At 36.2% G+C, this 19942-nt stretch carries 12 protein-coding genes, 2 tRNA genes and 2 rRNA genes (1 of these 16 only partly in view); 1 reads left to right on the plus strand and 15 read right to left on the minus strand.

All coding sequences use genetic code 11. The features are described 5' to 3' along the window. The 8 genes from JJL45_RS15845 to JJL45_RS15880 all read right to left on the minus strand — a co-directional run. A 23S ribosomal RNA gene (locus JJL45_RS15845) occupies window positions 1-72 on the minus strand (it extends 2754 nt beyond the left edge of the window). A 213-nt stretch (window positions 73-285) separates the two neighbouring features. After that, window positions 286-359 (minus strand) — tRNA-Ala (locus JJL45_RS15850). Window positions 360-533: 174 nt separating this feature from the next. Further along, window positions 534-607, minus strand: a tRNA-Ile gene (locus tag JJL45_RS15855). Between the two features lie 90 nt (window positions 608-697). Further along, window positions 698-2216: ribosomal RNA gene (locus JJL45_RS15860) — 16S ribosomal RNA — on the minus strand. Together the 16S and 23S rRNA genes with 2 tRNA genes alongside form the textbook arrangement of a ribosomal RNA operon. A 1227-nt stretch (window positions 2217-3443) precedes the next feature. After that, on the minus strand, window positions 3444-4760 hold the full coding sequence (locus tag JJL45_RS15865) for a TolC family protein (protein WP_068601789.1): 1317 nt from the start codon (window positions 4758-4760) through the stop codon (window positions 3444-3446). Next, a complete protein-coding gene (locus JJL45_RS15870; RefSeq protein WP_068601716.1) occupies window positions 4750-7947 on the minus strand; it encodes an efflux RND transporter permease subunit in 3198 nt (1065 codons plus the stop codon). The genes JJL45_RS15865 and JJL45_RS15870 overlap by 11 nt, the downstream gene beginning before the upstream one ends. Further along, complete coding sequence (locus JJL45_RS15875) at window positions 7947-9080, minus strand: efflux RND transporter periplasmic adaptor subunit (protein ID WP_068601714.1); 1134 nt, start codon at window positions 9078-9080, stop codon at window positions 7947-7949. The genes JJL45_RS15870 and JJL45_RS15875 overlap by 1 nt, the downstream gene beginning before the upstream one ends. A gap of 75 nt (window positions 9081-9155) precedes the next feature. After that, window positions 9156-11069, minus strand: a complete 1914-nt coding sequence (locus JJL45_RS15880) for an ABC-F family ATP-binding cassette domain-containing protein (protein ID WP_067144597.1) — start codon at window positions 11067-11069, stop codon at window positions 9156-9158. A gap of 86 nt (window positions 11070-11155) precedes the next feature. Between JJL45_RS15880 and JJL45_RS15885 the strand changes: the two genes are divergently transcribed. After that, the gene (locus JJL45_RS15885; RefSeq protein WP_067144599.1) at window positions 11156-11542 is read left to right on the plus strand and encodes a DUF983 domain-containing protein; all 387 of its coding nucleotides are present in this window, start codon (window positions 11156-11158) and stop codon (window positions 11540-11542) included. Between the two features lie 179 nt (window positions 11543-11721). Here JJL45_RS15885 and JJL45_RS15890 read toward each other — a convergent pair whose 3' ends face one another. The 7 genes from JJL45_RS15890 to JJL45_RS15920 form a co-directional block, all read right to left on the minus strand. Then, complete coding sequence (locus JJL45_RS15890) at window positions 11722-12792, minus strand: NAD(P)/FAD-dependent oxidoreductase (RefSeq protein ID WP_242521398.1); 1071 nt, start codon at window positions 12790-12792, stop codon at window positions 11722-11724. Between the two features lie 128 nt (window positions 12793-12920). Beyond that, window positions 12921-13727: a hypothetical protein gene (locus tag JJL45_RS15895; RefSeq protein ID WP_068601710.1), complete on the minus strand. Its 807-nt coding sequence runs from the start codon at window positions 13725-13727 to the stop codon at window positions 12921-12923. 160 nt (window positions 13728-13887) lie between these two features. Beyond that, window positions 13888-14778, minus strand: coding sequence for a gliding motility protein GldN (gene gldN / locus JJL45_RS15900; RefSeq protein WP_068601787.1), 891 nt, complete (start codon window positions 14776-14778; stop codon window positions 13888-13890). Between the two features lie 153 nt (window positions 14779-14931). Then, window positions 14932-16494 (minus strand): gliding motility protein GldM, encoded by a 1563-nt coding sequence (gene gldM / locus JJL45_RS15905; RefSeq protein ID WP_068601708.1) that lies wholly within the window; start codon window positions 16492-16494, stop codon window positions 14932-14934. Between the two features lie 53 nt (window positions 16495-16547). Next, on the minus strand, window positions 16548-17186 hold the full coding sequence (gene gldL, locus JJL45_RS15910; RefSeq protein ID WP_067144609.1) for a gliding motility protein GldL: 639 nt from the start codon (window positions 17184-17186) through the stop codon (window positions 16548-16550). A 59-nt stretch (window positions 17187-17245) separates the two neighbouring features. Continuing rightward, on the minus strand, window positions 17246-18616 hold the full coding sequence (gene gldK, locus JJL45_RS15915) for a gliding motility lipoprotein GldK (protein WP_082935843.1): 1371 nt from the start codon (window positions 18614-18616) through the stop codon (window positions 17246-17248). A 158-nt stretch (window positions 18617-18774) separates the two neighbouring features. Beyond that, window positions 18775-19941, minus strand: a complete 1167-nt coding sequence (locus JJL45_RS15920) for a formimidoylglutamase (protein WP_068601706.1) — start codon at window positions 19939-19941, stop codon at window positions 18775-18777. Between the last annotated feature and the right edge of the window lies 1 nt (window position 19942).

Raw genomic sequence — 19942 nt, forward strand, 5'->3', positions numbered from 1 at the left:
TCGCAGCTTATCACGTCCTTCATCGCCTCTGAGAGCCTAGGCATTCCCCATACGCCCTTATTTAGCTTATTGTACTTTTTGCTTTTTTAATGAGTTATAATCAATTGAATATTTCCTATTGATTATTGATTAATTAGATATCGCTCGTGGTGATTCTAATTAATCCAAATTATTATTACTTAAATAAATTCTAGTTTTACCTAGTTTATTTTCATGTATCTTGTTTCAATATGTCAATGAACGTTTATAATTAACAATTGTAAATTAACAATTATCAATTTTTTGTGGAGAATATCGGAGTCGAACCGATGACCTCCTGCGTGCAAGGCAGGCGCTCTAGCCAGCTGAGCTAATCCCCCGTTTTTTTAGTATTCAGTATCAGTATCCAGTAATCAGTTAGTGATGTACTGTGTACTGCAACTGCGTACTGCAAACTGGTTTCCCAACTTCTAAAATTTCCTTTTTTTAATGAACGTTTTAAAAACTACTCGTGAACTTTTAACTTTTCACTTATAACTTTTAACTTCAATTTGTAGTCTCAGGCAGACTCGAACTGCCGACCTCTACATTATCAGTGTAGCGCTCTAACCAGCTGAGCTATGAGACTCTACTAAATTGTTTATTTTAAATTAACAGCAATGAGAATAAACTATCTTTTCGTAATAGTTATTGATACTTATTAGTCGTCTTTCTCTAGAAAGGAGGTGTTCCAGCCGCACCTTCCGGTACGGCTACCTTGTTACGACTTAGCCCTAGTTACCGATTTTACCCTAGGCCGCTCCTTGCGGTGACGGACTTCAGGCACTCCCAGCTTCCATGGCTTGACGGGCGGTGTGTACAAGGCCCGGGAACGTATTCACCGCATCATGGCTGATATGCGATTACTAGCGATTCCAGCTTCACGGAGTCGAGTTGCAGACTCCGATCCGAACTGTGATAGGGTTTATAGATTCGCTCCTTCTCGCGAAGTGGCTGCTCTCTGTCCCTACCATTGTAGCACGTGTGTAGCCCAGGACGTAAGGGCCGTGATGATTTGACGTCATCCCCACCTTCCTCACAGTTTGCACTGGCAGTCTTGTTAGAGTTCCCGACATGACTCGCTGGCAACTAACAACAGGGGTTGCGCTCGTTATAGGACTTAACCTGACACCTCACGGCACGAGCTGACGACAACCATGCAGCACCTTGTAAGTAGTCCGAAGAAATAGCTATCTCTAACTAATGCAACTTACATTTAAGCCCTGGTAAGGTTCCTCGCGTATCATCGAATTAAACCACATGCTCCACCGCTTGTGCGGGCCCCCGTCAATTCCTTTGAGTTTCATTCTTGCGAACGTACTCCCCAGGTGGGATACTTATCACTTTCGCTTAGCCACTCAGATAAATCCGAACAGCTAGTATCCATCGTTTACGGCGTAGACTACCGGGGTATCTAATCCCGTTCGCTACCTACGCTTTCGTCCATCAGTGTCAATACATTATTAGTGATCTGCCTTCGCAATTGGTATTCTATGTAATATCTATGCATTTCACCGCTACACTACATATTCTAACCACTTCATAATGATTCAAGATAACCAGTATCAAGGGCAATTTTACAGTTGAGCTGCAAACTTTCACCCCTGACTTAATCATCCACCTACGGACCCTTTAAACCCAATAATTCCGGATAACGCTTGGATCCTCCGTATTACCGCGGCTGCTGGCACGGAGTTAGCCGATCCTTATTCTTACAGTACCGTCAGAACTCTACACGTAGAGCAGTTTCTTCCTGTATAAAAGCAGTTTACAACCCATAGGGCAGTCATCCTGCACGCGGCATGGCTGGATCAGAGTTGCCTCCATTGTCCAATATTCCTCACTGCTGCCTCCCGTAGGAGTCTGGTCCGTGTCTCAGTACCAGTGTGGGGGATCCCCCTCTCAGGGCCCCTACCTATCGTTGCCTTGGTATGCCGTTACCACACCAACTAGCTAATAGGACGCATGCTCATCTTTTGCCGTAGCCTTTAATCATAAATACCATGCAGTAATATGATACTATACTGTGTTAATCCAAATTTCTCTGGGCTATCCAGTAGCAAAAGGTAGATTGCATACGCGTTACGCACCCGTGCGCCGGTCGTCAGCGGAAGCAAGCTCCCCTGTTACCCCTCGACTTGCATGTGTTAGGCCTGCCGCTAGCGTTCATCCTGAGCCAGGATCAAACTCTTCATCGTTAAATTTTTATGTGCTACCTAAAAGGTAACAACTTTAACAACTAATTAGAATCTCTAGTACTCAAAATGGTCTATTCTCTTTGTTGAATTAAATCGTTTCCAATTTAATTCTTACGCTGTCAATTCAATATGTTTATGAACTTATTTCTCTTTTCTTTAGCTCGTTTCCTTGCTAAGCGGGTGCAAATGTAAAACCCTTTTTTTTAACTCACAATGTTTTTTTGATATTTTTTTAAAGTTTTTTTTCGCTTTAAATCTCAATAACCAATATCACTTTATGAACTTTAAACCTCCAACAGACCTGCTGTTTTTAGCGGCTGCAAACATACAACCTTTTTAGAACCTAGCAACATTTTTTTTGATTATTTTTTTAAAGTTTTTTTAACCTTATCTTAATACCAAAACCACTCAATGAACTTCCGCTTTATAGGCATATGCCTTTGTTAGCGGGGTGCAAATATACAAACCTTTACTTCTCCCAAACAAACTTTTTATCGCTTTTTTTTGAAGTTTTTTTGATGATGTTTTTAACTTTCAGTAAACGTGTTGATTACATAGTAAACTTTTGACTATTGACTATTGACTATTTCAAAACACCCCCAAACCCCCTCAAGAGGGGAAATGAGTTGCGTTTCCAGTTCGGCAGGTTGGAGTAATTAAAATAAATCCTTTGTGTATTGATTTGTTAGATCTATGAAACGTTGTGTGCCGAGTTCAAACTTTTAACTGTTGACTATTGACTGTTGACTGTCTCAAAACACCCCCAACCCCCTCAAGGGGGAAATGAGTTTCGTTTCCAGTTCGGCAGCTTTGAGTAAATTAAAACAAATCCTTTGTCTATGGATTTGTTAGATCTATGAAACTTTGTGTGGCAAGCTCAAACTTTTAACTTTTAAACTCTAATATCTAACTTCTACCTTGGATTGCCCTTCGACAAGCTTAGGGTGACAACCGTTATTAGGCTTCAGCTGGAAACCAAACTAAAAAAATATGAAGTCCCATCATATTATAATAATGAAATGCCTATGATGAAACCTAACGCGGATACTTCCGCCGAAAGGCTAATAAAACCCTATATGCTTACTTTCTCCAAATAAAGAAAGGTTATATAAAGATTAAGCATCCTTATATAACCTTATATTTTTGAATATCATTTTACCTAATATATAGGTTAATGACAAAATTGCTCGCCTCCGCCCCTAATAAAGGTTAAGCAGTAGTCATTCTTTAAAATTCTACATTTAAAAGTTCTCCACTAATTTGTAGCATTTCTAATTCGGCAATTTTAGCCAGGTACTTGGCTTTGTTCCTATTGAGTTCTGCATTTAATAAATTGAGTTGCGCCTGACGAAACTCGATTGAATTAACTTGTCCCAATTTGAATTTCTCTTGTGTACGATCGAAGTTGTTTTGAGAAGTTCGAATGTTATCTTCTTCCAATCGAAATATATTTAAACGGTTGTGATAGTTATCCCAAGCATTATTAAAGTCGCGCTCTAATGTAAGGAGCAACTGTTCCTTTTGAATTTTTTGGGTTTCTAAATTAATTTTAGCATTCTTCACTCTGGTTATGGTACTCCCGCCATCGAAGAGGTTCCAACTCAGGTTAACCCCACCTGACAATCCGGTTGTTGTAGAAACCGATACAAATGATGCTGCATTATTATCGCTTTTATTCCAACCATAACTACCTATTAAACCAACAGTAGGCAAAAAGGTCGATTTCTCGGAATTTATTCCCAGCTCACTAATGTCTATATTTTTATTGGCTTGTAGAATACTTATGTTGTTTGCTATGGCTTTTTGCTTGAGCGCTTCCTTATCATAAATGGTATTAAAACCGATATTGGTGTCTACATCAAATTCATTGGACACAGCGTTACCTAATACCAAGTTTAGGTCTCTTTTATAATTTCTAAGCTGCTGCCTGGTATTTAACACGGTAATACTATCATTATTGATATCGACTTCGGCATTAAGGACATCGAGTTTTGTGTTTTGTCCGTACTCAAATTGATATTGGGATCTCTTTAGTCGATCTTTGGAGATTTCGAAAGTTTGAGTGATGGCATTATAATTATCGGCAATTTCGGCAACATTATAATATATGGTAAACAATTGCATGACCGTATTTTCTATAGTGGCACGCACTTCAAGTTCGGTTAATGCTTTAGTTTCTTTTAGGCGTTTGTAATAATATGAGCGGCCTAGCCCATCAAACAACACATAATTTAAATCTACAGAGGCATTATATCGAGAACTTTCGGCTCCTTTAAGTTCGGTAACCCTGCCATCTGAAAATTCGGCTTCGGTATTATCTCGATTAATAGTAGCTCCTGCATTTCCTGTTAATGTAGGCAGGTAACCCGAATTTAATATGTCTGCATTATTGGTTGCTATTTCTAGATCTTTATTAACTAATTTAATTCCATAGTTATTTTCCAAAGCTAAGCTCACAGCTTTTTCCTGGGTCAGGACTTCTTGAGCTACTAACGATGCCTGTGTCAATAATAGGATAGTAGCAATAATGGTTTTAATGTGCATTTTCTTCATTTTGCTCTTTAATCGCGCGTTCAACTTCTTCTTTTGTAACTTTTTTACCAGTCGCTAACCATTTGGTATGCCTTTTAATATCATTACTAAAGGATAAAAACAAGGGCAACACTAATAAGGTTAAAATGGTAGCGTAACCAATTCCGAAGGAAATGGAAATAGCCATAGGTTTTAAAAACTGTGCTTGTCTACTTTTTTCTAAGAGTAATGGCGCTAAACCTGCTATGGTGGTTAATGAGGTTAGGAAGATGGCTCTAAATCTTGACTTGCCCGCTTCAGACAGCGCGTCATCAAAGGTCATACCTTCTCTCAAATTACTATTAAATTTACCGATTAACACCAAGCCATCGTTTACCATGATCCCTATTAGGGCAATGATACCTAATAAAGAAAGCACATTTACAGGAAATCCTAGCAACCAGTGCCCCCAACCTACGGCTGTTAAACTAAAGGGAACTAATAATATTAATAACAATGGCTGACTATAGCTTCTAAAGGTAAAGGCTATTGTGATATATATAAGTAGCAATATGGGGATTCCTGCCTTTTTTAATGATGATGATAATTTATTGGCTTCCCTTTTTTGTCCTTCATACGAGGTTGATATGGTAGGATATTGCGATTGAATGGCAGGAATTATATTGGCTTTAATGTCGTCCAGAATATCTGTAGAACTCGTACTCGGGTCTTTTAAATCGGCCGATACTTGAATTTCACGTTGTCCAGATAAGTGATTAATCGCGACATCGCCACGTTCGATGGTATAACTTGCAATATCTTTTAAAGTAACACGACTTCCTGAAGGCGTAACGATTCGCATATCGTCTAGATTATTTATAGATTCTCTATTAGAACGATCGTATCGCACCCAAACGCGAATTTCATCTTGACCACGTTGAAAGCGTTGTGCTTGAGCACCAAAAAATCCTGCTCGAACTTGATCCATAACGGTTCTTAAATCCAGATCTAATAAGTAAGCACTTTCTTTGAGTTCTAAACGAATCTCTTTGATACCTGCCGGGTCATTATCTTCAATATCTTTTAATAAAGGGTTTTCTTGAAGCGCATTTTTTAATGCCACTTTGGCTCCTTTTAAATCGTCGATATTATTACTTAATAACGAAACAGAAACCGGACTACCACCAAAATTACCTCCTGAACCAAATATTAATCGCTCGGTGCCTATAATAGGCCCCACCAATTCTCTTAAACGGTTTGCGACCAAACTAGCACTAATGGCATCAGGACGTTCTTCACCAGGAAGCATATTTAATTGTAAACTGGCACTGGAGGAACTGTTTAGTTTTAGAATGGTATTTTCAAACAACTCTTTATCTGTTCCCTCTAAATATTTTTCGGTAAATTCTTTATTTACTATAAAAGCCTTTTGTTCAATCATCGATATAATAGAATCTGTGATTTTCACATTGGTTCCGTTAGGCATATCTAGTTCTACGCTTACACGATCACTCGCAATAGAAGGAAAGATGGTCATACCTATAATACCACCTCCAATAGCTCCAAAGGTTAAAACTAAAATGGCTACAAAAATACCAAGCGATAACATCTTAAATTCTAATACAAAATCGAAAATAGGACTGTAAACCTTATCTCTTAGAAAAGTCATAATTCTATCCCCTAGCCTATTGATGCCTCGCATTTTAGCAAAAAACAATTTAATTTTTGACGGGTTTTCTTCTTCTACAGGTTTCATTAGGGCTTTGGAATGCGCCAAGTGAGCCGGAAGAATAATTAGGGCTTCTACTAATGAAACCACTAAAGTTAAAATGACGATAACAGAGACTTCACCAAAAAACTCACCAATTCTACTGTCTAAAAACAGAAATAATGAAAAGGCCAATAGCGTTGTTATGATGGCAGATACAACAGGAGGAATCACTTCCATAGTACCATCGATAGCTGCTTGCACAGGAGATTTTCCTTTTTCGTAATGCTGATAAATATTTTCGGCAATAACAATACCGTCATCAACCAAGATACCAATTACGATAATCATCCCGAAAAGGGATAGTACGTTAATGGTGACATCAAACTGACCGGCAAAAATAAACATCCCCAAGAAAGAAACTGGCAATCCAAAAGCAACCCAGAAAGCTAAACGTGTATTTAAAAATAGTGATAAAAACGCCAATACAAGTAGCATCCCTACAATAGCATTCTCGGTTAATAACTGCGTACGTTGTTTTAGTGTGATCGATCGATCTTGAACAACGTTAAGCCTCACATTATTATGACTTTGGTTATAGCCTTCTATATAGGCATTAACCTTATCGGCAGACGATATTAAATCTTCATTATTTGTACTGGTAACTGTGACATTGACTGCTAGATCTTCATTAAAGAATGTAGCGTTAGGCGTTTCTGAAAAGCGATCACGAATAATCGCTACATCTTTAAGTCTAACCGTTTTCCCTTCATTTGTAGCCTTAACCACAATATTAGACAACTCGTCACCATAATAGGAACGGTTGTTTGCACGAATTAAATATTCTTCGGCATCTGTTTTTATATTCCCACCTGTAACCAATATATTAGAGGCACTTACAGCCTGAGATACATCAGAAAAACTAATATCATAAGCCAATAAGCTGCTTTCGTTTACGGCTATTTCTATTTCTTCTTCCGGGTAACCAGTCACTTCAATTTGTGAAATACCTGGAATGGCTCTTAAATCATTTTCTACTTGCCTTCCAATTTGCTTTAGCGTGGCTAGTGGCACATTTTTTCCGCTTAACGCGAAAGAGATCGTTTCTCGAACTTCCTCGCGTTTAGCTACAATTAGAGGTTCCATGCCAACGGGGAACGACGGAACACGATCTACCGCATTTTTAACCTCCAAAAGCATGAAGTCTATATTTTCACCCTTTTCGATTTCTACGGTTATAGTTCCACTATTTTCTTTGGATACCGAAGTCACACGATCTAATCCTCGAAGGCCTTTAAGATTATCTTCGATTTTTAAAACGACACCCTCTTCAATCTCTTGAGGTGAAGCTCCAGGGTAGGTGATGTTAACCGTTATGATTTTAGAATCTACTAAAGGGAAAAAGGACGATTTAAGTGAATACAATCCAATAACACCAAACACAAAAAACGCTAAAAGAAACACATTAACAGCAACGTGGTACTTAATAAAATATGCTATTAGTTTCCTCATTACTCAGCGTCTTTTTTAGATGTTACTTCTTTAAATGGTTTTACTAGCATCCCAGCATATGCGCCTGGAACATTTTTTTCTAGTATCACGGTTCCATCTGGAATATTTTTTAAAACCACTGTAGTTTCAGAAAAATGAACAGGTTTTACAGGTATGGTTCCTAAAATGCTATCCCGTACCACAAAAACTTCATCATTTTCTAATAATAAGTTCCTATCAATCTCAATGGCATTTTCTTCTTTCTTAGCATCAATTTGGGCTTCTAAATACATACCCTCTTTTAAGTTTTTGTCGGCCACATCAATATAAGCTGTAATGGTTTGAGTTGTGGCATCAATACTTCCGTTTACACGGGAAACATGCCCCTTATAGGTTTCGGTTTCATCTAAACTATTTAAAACAACAGGTTCACCAACTTTTAATAGACTTGCATAATTTTCACTTAATGCCACTTCCATCTCGTAAACCGACGGATCAATAAACGCGCCTAATTTTTGTCCGTTACGAACTAAGGAGCCTTCCGTAACTAAAGCTTCTGTTAAGATTCCTGTAAAAGGTGCTGGAATTTTGAATTTTGATAAACGCTGTTCTAAATTTTTAACATTATAGTAGCTCGTTACAATACCACGACCTGTGATGAAGTAATTTTCTGTGTCTGATGAAATTTCAGGAAGTATAGGTGTCGTCTTGTTTAAGTCGAAGCCATTTAAATAGTTTTGCCATTTCTGATACACCTTAGGGAAATCTAAGCGTAAATCGGGCATAATAGAAGACACCAAACTATAAAGACTACTTTTAGCCGATTGTACACTGGCATAATGCTCTTGGGCATCAATACTTATTAAAGTCTGTGCTTTTTTATAGGTTTGCCCAGGTTTAAATAATACTCGTGAAGGCTTAAAAATCCCTTCCACTTCAGCATACAATTCAACACGTTGCTTGGCAACTAAGCTGCCCGTAGCTGGAATGATAATTTTTACGGTTGTATTCTTTACTGTATCGGTAAATACCGTTTTAATAATCTTTTCTTTTACAGGCTTTGGTTTGTTTTTACTCGCAATTAATTTTTGAGCTCCAAAGAAGGATAGGGCAATAAGTAAAACGCCTATTACAGAAAGTATAATTTTTCGCATTATCAATATTTTAGCGGTGTAGTCGCCAAAATTACCCAATACTTTTCCGCGAAAAGTTAAAAAAAGCTTAAAAAGTTACAACTCGAAAGTATCAATCTCCATGTGAATGGCTTCCCATTTCTCTACAAGCGCTTCTAAATCCGTTTTCTTTTTCTGGTAGTTATCAAAAAAGTTAGGCTGCGATGTAGTTTCTTCGTAATTCACTTCAAGTTCAAGATCAATAGCTTTAATATCTCGTTCTAACTGATTGATTTTAGATTCAACATTACTCAGTTTATTATTTAAAGACTTGAGTTTCTTTTGATCTTCGTAAGAATGCTGTTTTTTCTCCTTTGGCGCTTCGGTTTTAACCACGGTGCGCTTTTCAACTTCTCTTAAACTTTCTACTTGACGCTGCTCTAAGTAAAAATCAATATCACCCAAATACTCCTTAAGTTTATGATCTTTAAATTCGTAAACTACATTGGTTAAACCTTGTAGAAAATCACGATCGTGAGATACTAAAATTAAAGTCCCTTCAAAACGTTTTAAAGCATCCTTCAAGACATTTTTAGATTTAATATCAAGGTGGTTGGTAGGCTCATCCATAATCAAAACATTGAATGGTTGCAGCATCAATTTGGCTAAGGCTAAACGGTTTCGTTCACCCCCAGAAAGTACGCGCACATATTTATCGGCTTCTTCACCACGAAATAAAAAGGATCCTAAAATATCACGTACCTTACTTCTATTAGTTTCATTAGCGGCATCAACCATGGTATCATAAACGGTTTTATTTCCGTCAAGGTACTCAGCTTGATTTTGGGCGAAATATCCAATTTGAACATTATGCCCAAGCTTTAAATGTCCGTTATATTTCACATCACCAACCATAATTTTGGCTAATGTTGACTTTCCTTGTCCGTTTTGACCAACAAAAGCAGTTTTACTATCACGTTCAATCAATAAGTCAATATTCTTTAAAACCTGATTATCGCCATAGCTTTTAGAAACGCCTTCAGCCTCAACAACCACTTTCCCTGGCGTAATAGATACCGGGAAATTAAGCGTCATCACACTATTATCATCCTCATCAACTTCAATTCTATCAATTTTATCCAGCTTTTTAATTAAGGATTGTGCCATAGTCGCTTTAGAAGCTTTAGCACGAAACTTTTCAATTAACTTTTCGGTTTGCTCAATTTGCTTTTGCTGATTTTTCTGCGAAGCCAGTTGTTGGGTTCTCAGTTCTTCACGCAATACCAAAAATTGTGAATAAGGTTTTGGGTAATCGTAAATACGTCCTAATGAAATTTCGATAGTTCGGTTTGTAACGTTATCTAAAAACATTTTATCGTGAGACACAATGGCCACGGCACCCGAATAATTTCTTAAAAACCCTTCCAACCAAATAATAGATTCAATATCGAGGTGGTTGGTAGGCTCATCAAGAAGTAATATATCGTTATTCTGAAGTAATAATTTCGCCAATTCAATACGCATTCGCCATCCACCAGAAAAAGTATCGGTTAACTTATCGAAGTCTTCACGCTTAAAACCTAAACCTTGAAGTATTTTTTCGGTATCACCTTGGTAGTTATAACCTCCTAAAATCTCATACTGGTGTTGAAGCTCGTTGATATCGACCATTAATTGATGATAACCTTCACTTTCATAATCGGTACGCTCTGCCATTTCATTGTTAACGGCAGCCATTTTAGCTTCAACTTCTTTAATCTCAGTAAAAGCCTCATAGGATTCTTCTAGAACAGTTCTCCCTAAAATAAAATCGATGTCCTGCTTTAAAAATCCTATTTTAAGATCTTTATCGGCCGCAATTTGTCCGGTATCAGGCTCCATTTCTTTCGATAAGATTTTAAGCATTGTCGATTTACCGGCACCATTTTTCCCTATTAACCCTATACGATCACCATTACCCAGTTTGAATGTAATATCTTCAAACAGGTATTCCCCTTGAAATGAAATCGATAAATTATGAATGTTCATCATAGAAATGTAACTTTTATCACAAGTGTTATATGTTTAATATGCTATTTTTGTCTTGCAATTGAAGCCGCAAAAATACATTAAATTATATGTTTAAAAAAGGATCTAAATTATATAGTATTTTCACAGGAGCCTGTCCGAAATGTCATGGAGAATCTATGTTTAAAAACACAAATCCTTACATCCTCTCTGAAGCCTTGGATATGCATGAAAAATGCTCACATTGTCATACCAAATACAAAATAGAGCCTTCGTTTTTCTACGGTTCCATGTATGTAAGCTACGCCGTTGGTATTGCTTTTGCTGTGGCCGCATTTGTTATCGCCTTTTTTGTGTTTAACGCTGGAGTAAACGCTATTTTTATATCCATAGTCATCACGTTAATTGTATGTATGCCTATTATTTTAAGGCTTTCCAGAAACATATGGATTAATATTTTTATGCACTACGATAAAACGATTACCAAGGAAAATTAAGATTTTGGCGTTACCACAAGGGTCGGGCTTTATTCACTGTTTTCTACATTAAATTAAAGAGCTCATGAATATAAATATTTTGGCAGTCGCTTTTTTTTGAGAAAAACAAAAAAAGAGCTTCAACAAATGCCTCAATCCCTAACGCAAGCATCGAATAAGCTGTAACAGAACCTATTTAATTAAGTCATCAAATCTTGAAACCTTTTGATATCAATATCGTCTTCTAAAGGAGTCTGGTATTCTATAAAGTCATACAACTGCTTTGCAACATAAGGACCTATCATAACGCCTCGGGTGCCAAGTCCGTTTAAAACATAAAGATTTTTAAATTGGGGGTGTTGTCCCACCAATGGTCGACGGTCTTTCACTGTAGGCCGAACTCCAGCAACTTGATTAACGACTTCAAACGGACAATCAATCAGTTTTTTTAATTTTGATAAAAGTTCTGTTCGCGCCTTATCGGAAGTTTTATTTGTTAAATCTTTCCACTCATAAGTTGCCCCTACAATATATTGATCGTTATCTAATGGAATTAGAAAGACACCTGCTTTTAGCACAAAATTAATTTTAAGTTCAGGAGCATGAATAATAAGCAACTCGCCTTTTGCAGGAACTAATGGTAAATGGTTAAAAAAGGTGTTTTGTTTAATACCAAAGCCTTCAGAAAAAACAATGTGTTTCGCTTGAATATCCTTATACTGTATCGAATCGGGATTATTAATGAGCAAATCATAGTCAAAACCTTCTTCAATAAACAGGCCCTCCTCTTTTAACCTTTGTTGGTAAGTATCTACAAGCGTCTTAACATCGATACGCCCCGTATCTAGAACTTCTCCAAAACCAAAAGGTGCATCAATAGCCGCATTTGAATTTTTAATCACTTTAGGAGAAAGCCATTTAGAAAGTAAAGGCTTATCACAGGCCGAGAACCAATTGTTTTGCTCTTCCAATGAAGCAAACTTACGGTACACAGGAATTTTATAATCCAATTTAACGCCTAATTTTTCCTCTAGTTGCTGATAAAAAGGTAAAGCTAAGGCTATCTGCTCATCACTTTTCCAAACCGAGGTAAAGCGTTTTAAAACAACAGGATTGTATAACCCACCTGCAACTGCAGATGACTTTTGTGAGCCATTGTCCAACACAACGAAGCTCTTCCCTTGAGCACATAACAATTCACAGAAACAAATGCCTGCAATACCAGTACCTACAACTATATAATCAACTTTCATACTTACAAAATTACGCATCTTAAAAAGATATATCTAATGAAGTAATAAGTTATATTAAAGCTAAAATCAAAATCTATAAAAACGAAAATCTCAGACCATAAAGCCTGAGATTTTATATACTTAACAGCAGCTAATAGCCAGCTGTATTAATTCATGAATTGTAAATTGATTCCCGTTAGAACCTGAAAAACAGGTTGAACACCTTCTACATAAATAGAATACTGCGGCTCTACATACATGTTAAATACGGTGTTACCCATTTTTACAACTTTACCAATACCTAAAGCAATAGGCACTGAATAAGCCTCTTTTTTAAAGTCTAATACCCAAATAGGAGCACCTCTTAAATAAGTTCCTTTACCTAATTGCCAAAAATAAAATGGTTGTATAGCAGCTAAACTGGTTGCTGCTCTATCTTCATCTCCTGCAAATGAAGCCTGCCATGTAATTAAACCACCAAATTGAAAAATGGGGGACTTAGCCACAAACGCTACAAATGCAAAACCACCTTGCCATTTCCCAGCTCCTAAAACATCATCAGAAGCCGTTGGCGCAGTTACAGATGGACCAATACCCATTGTTGTTGTTGCGTTAGAAACAAAATTATATGATAAAAATGCATTAAAATCTCCTGTACCACTAGTGGTGTTCACAACTCCGTTGGTATTAGGCATTCCTAAAGAAGAAAAAGGCATAGATGCTCTTAGTAACAGCTTCCCTTTAGAAATTGGTTTAGCAAAACGAACCCAAGTTGTATTCATAAAAGCTGCATCGGGTGCTTCAGCTAATTTGGGGAAATAATAATTTTGAAAGCTTACTGCTGTCATATTAGCTAATGGGTTATTAGCTTGAGCAGCACTCGCACTGGCATCTTTAGGGGCAGTGGCATCTTGGCTAAAAACTAAAGTTGTACCAATTAAAAAGCAAAACAGAGCTAATGTAATTTTTTTCATAATTTCAATGTAAGGATTAATGAAGTAAAGTTAATAAATAAACAGAAAGCCCATTGATTAATAAATAGAATTTTAGAAGCGACAATTAACGCTCCAAGTAAAACAAAAAGCGCCCACTTTAAAAAGTAGGCGCTTTTAATATTATTTATTAAGTTAGAAATTAGTAAGTCCACATATCTAACTCGAAATCTCTAATTTTATCTTTGATTCTTTGTGATTCTAACAATTGCATTAAAGCATTATCTGATACATATTCTGAAATCGCTCTATCACCTTGTACATTCTCTTCTCTATAAATATAACCATGGAAACGGCGTGCATTTAAAACGTGATCGAATGAAAAAGGAATTGAACTATTTTCATTGTTAAAAGATTTCGCTTCGTGTAAAACTTCTCTAGCATCTGGGAAGAATACCCAAAATAATTCTACTAAATCTTGTTGATCTGTATCAATAAAGTTAACATCCGGAGCCACTGGTGCAATACCTAATAAACGGTATTTCATTTCAGCTTGACGTTTGTCAAAATACCACAATCCTTTAATATGGTATTCTTTAATATCAGCAGCTGTAAGATCTCTTCTGTTAATATACTCAACAGATAATTCTTCACCAGCATTAATTTGCTCGATACCTAATTCAGTAGTATCAACCATCGCTAACGAAGCTTCAATATCTTTAAGTGTTCTTTTTGTTGTAAAATAAGAGTCACTATAAATATTTTCAATATCACCATTTTGAATGCTCTTCATAAGCACATCGTACAACGAACGTCTATCGTGTCCGATATTGTTCGTGTCGATTGGGTAATATAATGGGAAATTTGCACGTTCATCAAGAACAATCTTTTCCCAAACCATTTTTGAAAATAAGATATCTCTATCATCAACATAGCCATACTCCAAAGGTTTATCGTTATCTACAGCTTTTTGACTTTCTGTTCTAACACCAATTTCATCAGGGCTTTTTGCATTTAATATATTCGCCTGAGCAAATATATTAGAGACTGTAAAAACAGCTACAAGGGTTAATAAAAAATTTCTTAATTTCATCTGCTTATATTTATTATTTCTAATGGTATTATAAAACATCCGCATGGTTTCCGTTGCAAGCAACATCATCTTTACGGATGTTATATATTGTACTTATTTACCTTAAATACTTAATGTATTAACGATAAGTTCTGTTATATTATTATAGAACTTTTAATTTGTAAGCTCAATAAACACTGGAGATACTTTCTTAAGTATTACACTTACTCCAGTTGCTTTAGCTTCAATGTCAAATATTTGAACACCTGACCCACGTTTAGCACGAGCTAAAGCTTGTTGTGCTCTACTATCTAACTTGTTTCCATTAACATTAATGGTTGGTTGTCCAGGCACTTTAAATTTAAATCCTGTAACACGTAAAGGTAATTCGAAATCGAAATCATCAAACTTAGCTCCAATAGTAGAAATTTTCAAACTATTACGTTGCATTTTAATAGATCCATCTTCACCTCTAACAGTACCAGTTGGTTTTGGTAAATCTTTAATTCTAAATTTAGCTTTATCTCCAACTTTAGTACCATCTGGTAAAGTACCAGTAACATTAATAGTTACTTCTCTACCTTTAATACGTGTTGCATCCATAACGTAAGAACTTCCAGATTTTCTAGATAAACCAGAGGCACTAGCATTTACTTTATTGTCAGGGATACCTGCAAATGAAATCGTCATAGGGTTTTTAACACCTCTATATACAACATTCATTTTATCAGCAGAAATAGTCGCTGAATTTGGTTTAGAAACTGTTGCGAAAGATGAATTTACAGGTACTTCAATTTCTTCACCATCTTGAGCAAAAATTAATTTACCTTCAATTTTATGCTCTCCTACATTACCCGTACCAATTTTTAATTTCACTTTACCTTCTTCAATAACGTATTGATCTTCAGTAAGTGCTTTACCGTCTAAAGTTAACTCTACACGTGTTGGCTTAGTAGATGCATCTTTACGACCTAGTACAATGTTTCCATCAAACTCCTCACCATTAAAGTAAGCTGATTTTGATGTTTCCATTAACGTCGTATAGTTTGTCATAGATACCTCGCTAGAAAGTGTCCCTTGTAACATTGTAGATAAAACTTCAGATTCTGTAGTTTTAATATCTGCCTGTAGTTGCGTCATTTTAGTTAATGAAGCTACTAAAGGGAATCCTTTATAGTGGTAATCTAACCAGTTTACTTCTAAACCATCTCTGTTCGTTACAGGATCGGTATTAAATTCTGCTTGCACATCTTTAATAACAGACTCCATACCTTTTTCATCTTTTAAAAGGTTTACAACACCATCTCTAAAAGTTGCTATTTGGTTTAAAAACTCTTTACCATCTTCTTTGATTTTATCTCCTTGGAAGAAGTTTTCATCAAGGTAATCCCCTTTATCCATGATCTCATAATCTGTAGGATCATCAATTTTAGCGGTCATTTTACCTTTTAATTCTGATAAATAATCATCAAAGTTTTTTGCTAAGGCGTCAATTTGAACCGCTTTAGCTTTTAATGGTTCGTATTTTTCTGGTTGATCTGTAGCTTTTTGCTCTAAACTTGCCATAAAACTGTTGTTTTGAACAGTATTTGACACATTAGATTTTGTAAGCTTTTCGTTCATTAATCCGAAGGCTGAAAGCACTTCTTTTGACATATTTAAAGCTAGCATCGCTATAAATATTAAATACATCAGATTAATCATTTTCTGTCTAGGTGATAAATTTCCTCCTGCCATGTTTATTAATTAGGTCTTGATTAATTATTTTAATTCGAGATTAATTCCCCTAATTATTTACTCATTGCAGATAACATCCCACCGTAAACTCCATTTAAAGAAGATAAGTTAGATGCTAAAGCTTGCATTTGCTCTTTTAACTTAGCTGCATTTTCTACAGACTCTTGGTTGATAGTAGCTTGTTTGTTTACACTTTCTAATTGTACTTTATATAAGCTGTTTAAAGACTCCATTTGAGCAGCTGCTAAAGACATTTCTTCTCCGTACTTTTTAGTAGCTTGGATAGAATCAACTGTTGGGCTGATGTTTTTAGCTGCACCTTCGAAGTTCTTAATGCTGTTACCTAAGCTAGAGATTAATTCTCCATCAATTTTAGCTTCTTTTAATAAATCATCTAATTTTTTAGATAATAATCCTTGTGCGTCTTGTTTTGCTTCAGCTTTATCTGCTTTAGCTCCACCTGCTAATTCTGGGTATACTAAAGCCCAATCTAAATCTTCATCAACTGGTTCGAATGCTGATAATGCGAAAATAATTGCTTCAGTAACAAGACCAATTGTTAACATAACGTTACCTGTTAATGGTCCGATTTCGAAGTGAATAATTTTGAATAATGCTCCAACAATTACGATAGCGGCACCTAATCCGTATGCCATATTCATAAATTTCTTGCTTGCTTTTGACTTTGCCATAATGTTCGGTTTTAAATTTTTAGTAGGTTAATTTTAATTATTTTAAAAAAATTGGAATATTACTTTTGACCGTTCGCTGTTACTTGTGTCCCCATATAATCTTGAACGGATCTAAAGCCAATATAACTTCTTGCTGAATCTGCATATTCATAATCTCTTGAACTTACTTGTAAGAAGTAAGCAACATCTTTCCAAGAACCACCTCTAACGATTTTACGTTGGTTATCGGCATCGTTAACACTCGGGTTAATTGTAGATGTATATTCGTATGCTGAAGGATCGTAAGATGCATTTACCCATTCTGAAACGTTTCCAGCCATATTGTATAAGTTGTAATCGTTAGGGTCGTAAGACTTAGCTTCAACAGTATACAAAGCTTGATCGGCTGCATAATCACCTCTTACAGGTTTAAAGTTTGCCATAAAACATCCTCTATCCGATTTTGTATAAGGCCCACCCCAAGGGTAAGTTGCTGCTTGTAGTCCACCTCTAGCAGCGTATTCCCACTCTGCTTCAGAAGGCAATCTGAATGTATTCACAGGAGAAGATCCTGCTTTAGATTTTTGGTAAGTATTTTTCCAAAGTGTTCTCCACTCACAAAATGCTTTAGCTTGTTTCCAAGTTACGCCTACTACAGGATAATCACTAAAAGCATCGTGCCAGAAGTAATCGTTATGCATTGGCTCGTTATACGAGTAAGCAAAATCTCTAATCCACACTGTAGTATCTGGATAAATTTCAATTTCTTCTTTCAAGATAACGTCTTTACGCTTCACACCTCTATTTCTAGCAGCTTCTTGAATGTCCATGTGATTGTATTGAAATTTAAATTTCGTTACATCCCAAGTACGTTGCCCGTTAAAAGACTCTTCTAAAGGCAAATACATAGTATCCATAACCTCTGTATAGTACTCATCTGGATATTCGGCAGTATCAAAAATCAAATCAACGTCTTTGTTAATTTTTCTTCCTTCATAACCTGTTGGTCCTAATCCCGTATAGTTTTCAAACATATACTTTTCATAAACAGACATATTGGTTGTATCTACATCTTTAAATGCATACTCTCCAATACCTCCATCTTCAGGAGTTAATCCTACCTCATCAGCTAAAACAGCCAATTTCATTCTTACAATTGAATCTCTTACCCAGTTTACAAACTGACGGTATTCGCTATTAGTAATTTCTGTTTCGTCCATGTAAAAAGAACGCACAGTAACCGTTTTCGCAGGTGCATCATGTACGCCAGCCAGATCATCATCAGCCTTACCCATGATAAATGCGCCACCAGGAATAAGCTGCATCCCATAAGGCTTTTCTGGATGCCATTTTTTTCCTTTCACACCAACTAGTTCGCCCCTATCTTTAGAGCCACAACTGGCCAGAACTGCTAGAACTGTGGTTAATAATAATAACTTCTTCATATCCATAGTAAACTCGAGGTTAATTTATTTAGCTTTTCGATTCCGAGAGCGTAAACATATTTATATATTTTTTAAAAAACAACTATTTATCTAAAAAAATAACGTTTCATCGTGAAAAAATAACACTTCAACGGTAGTATATCGGATTAACGTACTACGAGTTGTTAAACACAATTTTTCTGAAACGCTTTATACCAACGCTCTGGAATTATATTATTGCAAGCATCAGTATAATCTTGATGTGTGCAAGGTAATAACGTATGTCTCTTCAATTTATTATTAACTTCCGATAAAAAAGGTATTTCTATCCACCAACGCCCTGTTTTATTGCTTTTATAGAAGACTAAATCCTCCTCCTCAATAAGCGTTGTAAACTTTTGATAGCTATTTTCATCAGAAAAATCATCATCCAGCACGCGGTAGTTTACACCCTCAATAAAATACCATAACATCTGAGCTATAAGTAAAGAAGTCATCTCATCATCTTTTGAGGGCTTATATTCATAAATCCCAAAAGAGCTCACTTTATTGCTAATTCCGGCATAACGGGCAATAGCGCAGATTTCCTTCCCGTCTAATCCGTTTGGTGAATACCTTTGATTAAGCCCAAGCTCAGAACCTTTAACCGCGTTCAGATCGATACTTACAATATTCGCATCTCTTAGTGCTGGCTCTACTGAAGTAATATCGTGAGATACCTGCCCCAGTCGGTAGGATTCAAAATACAAACTATCCATAAGATCTAACTCTTCTTGAGAATTAAAGTAGGTTTGATAGCCTATAGTAGCGTAGTTAAAAAGGTTGTAAGGTTCATCCAGAATAATTTTACCTACAAAACTGTTGTTTTTTATAGGTTTTGACGAATCTCCTAAATTGAATTGAGCATCTACATTTACAATATTAACCATAGGAATTAAATCGTCGTAAGCACGATAATTCGCATAGGTTAAATCCTGAGATCCTCCTAAAATAACTGGTATGATTTTCTTTTGCACTAAGATGCTTATAGCTTCCTTTACTGCAAAATAAGTATCTTCAACAGATTCGCCTTTGTGAATATCACCTAAATCGGCAACGGTAGTATTCCAACTACCAGGAAACAAACTATAGAAGGCTTTACGAATTTCATTTAACTGAAATTCCTCACCAATATAATTGATATCATTTCTATTTTCCAGAACACCAATAATAGCGATATCTACACCATCGAGATCTGGAATCCCGAGTTGAGCAGAATGTATTTTAAGTTTTCTTCCTAGAGCTTGTGTTGATAATAATTCGTTATGAGCTAATACTAAATCTGAAACCGGCGAAAGGAAATTAAAATTCATC

It is taken from the genome of Tamlana sp. s12, assembly GCF_016767215.1.
GTDB classification, from domain to species: domain Bacteria; phylum Bacteroidota; class Bacteroidia; order Flavobacteriales; family Flavobacteriaceae; genus Pseudotamlana; species Pseudotamlana agarivorans.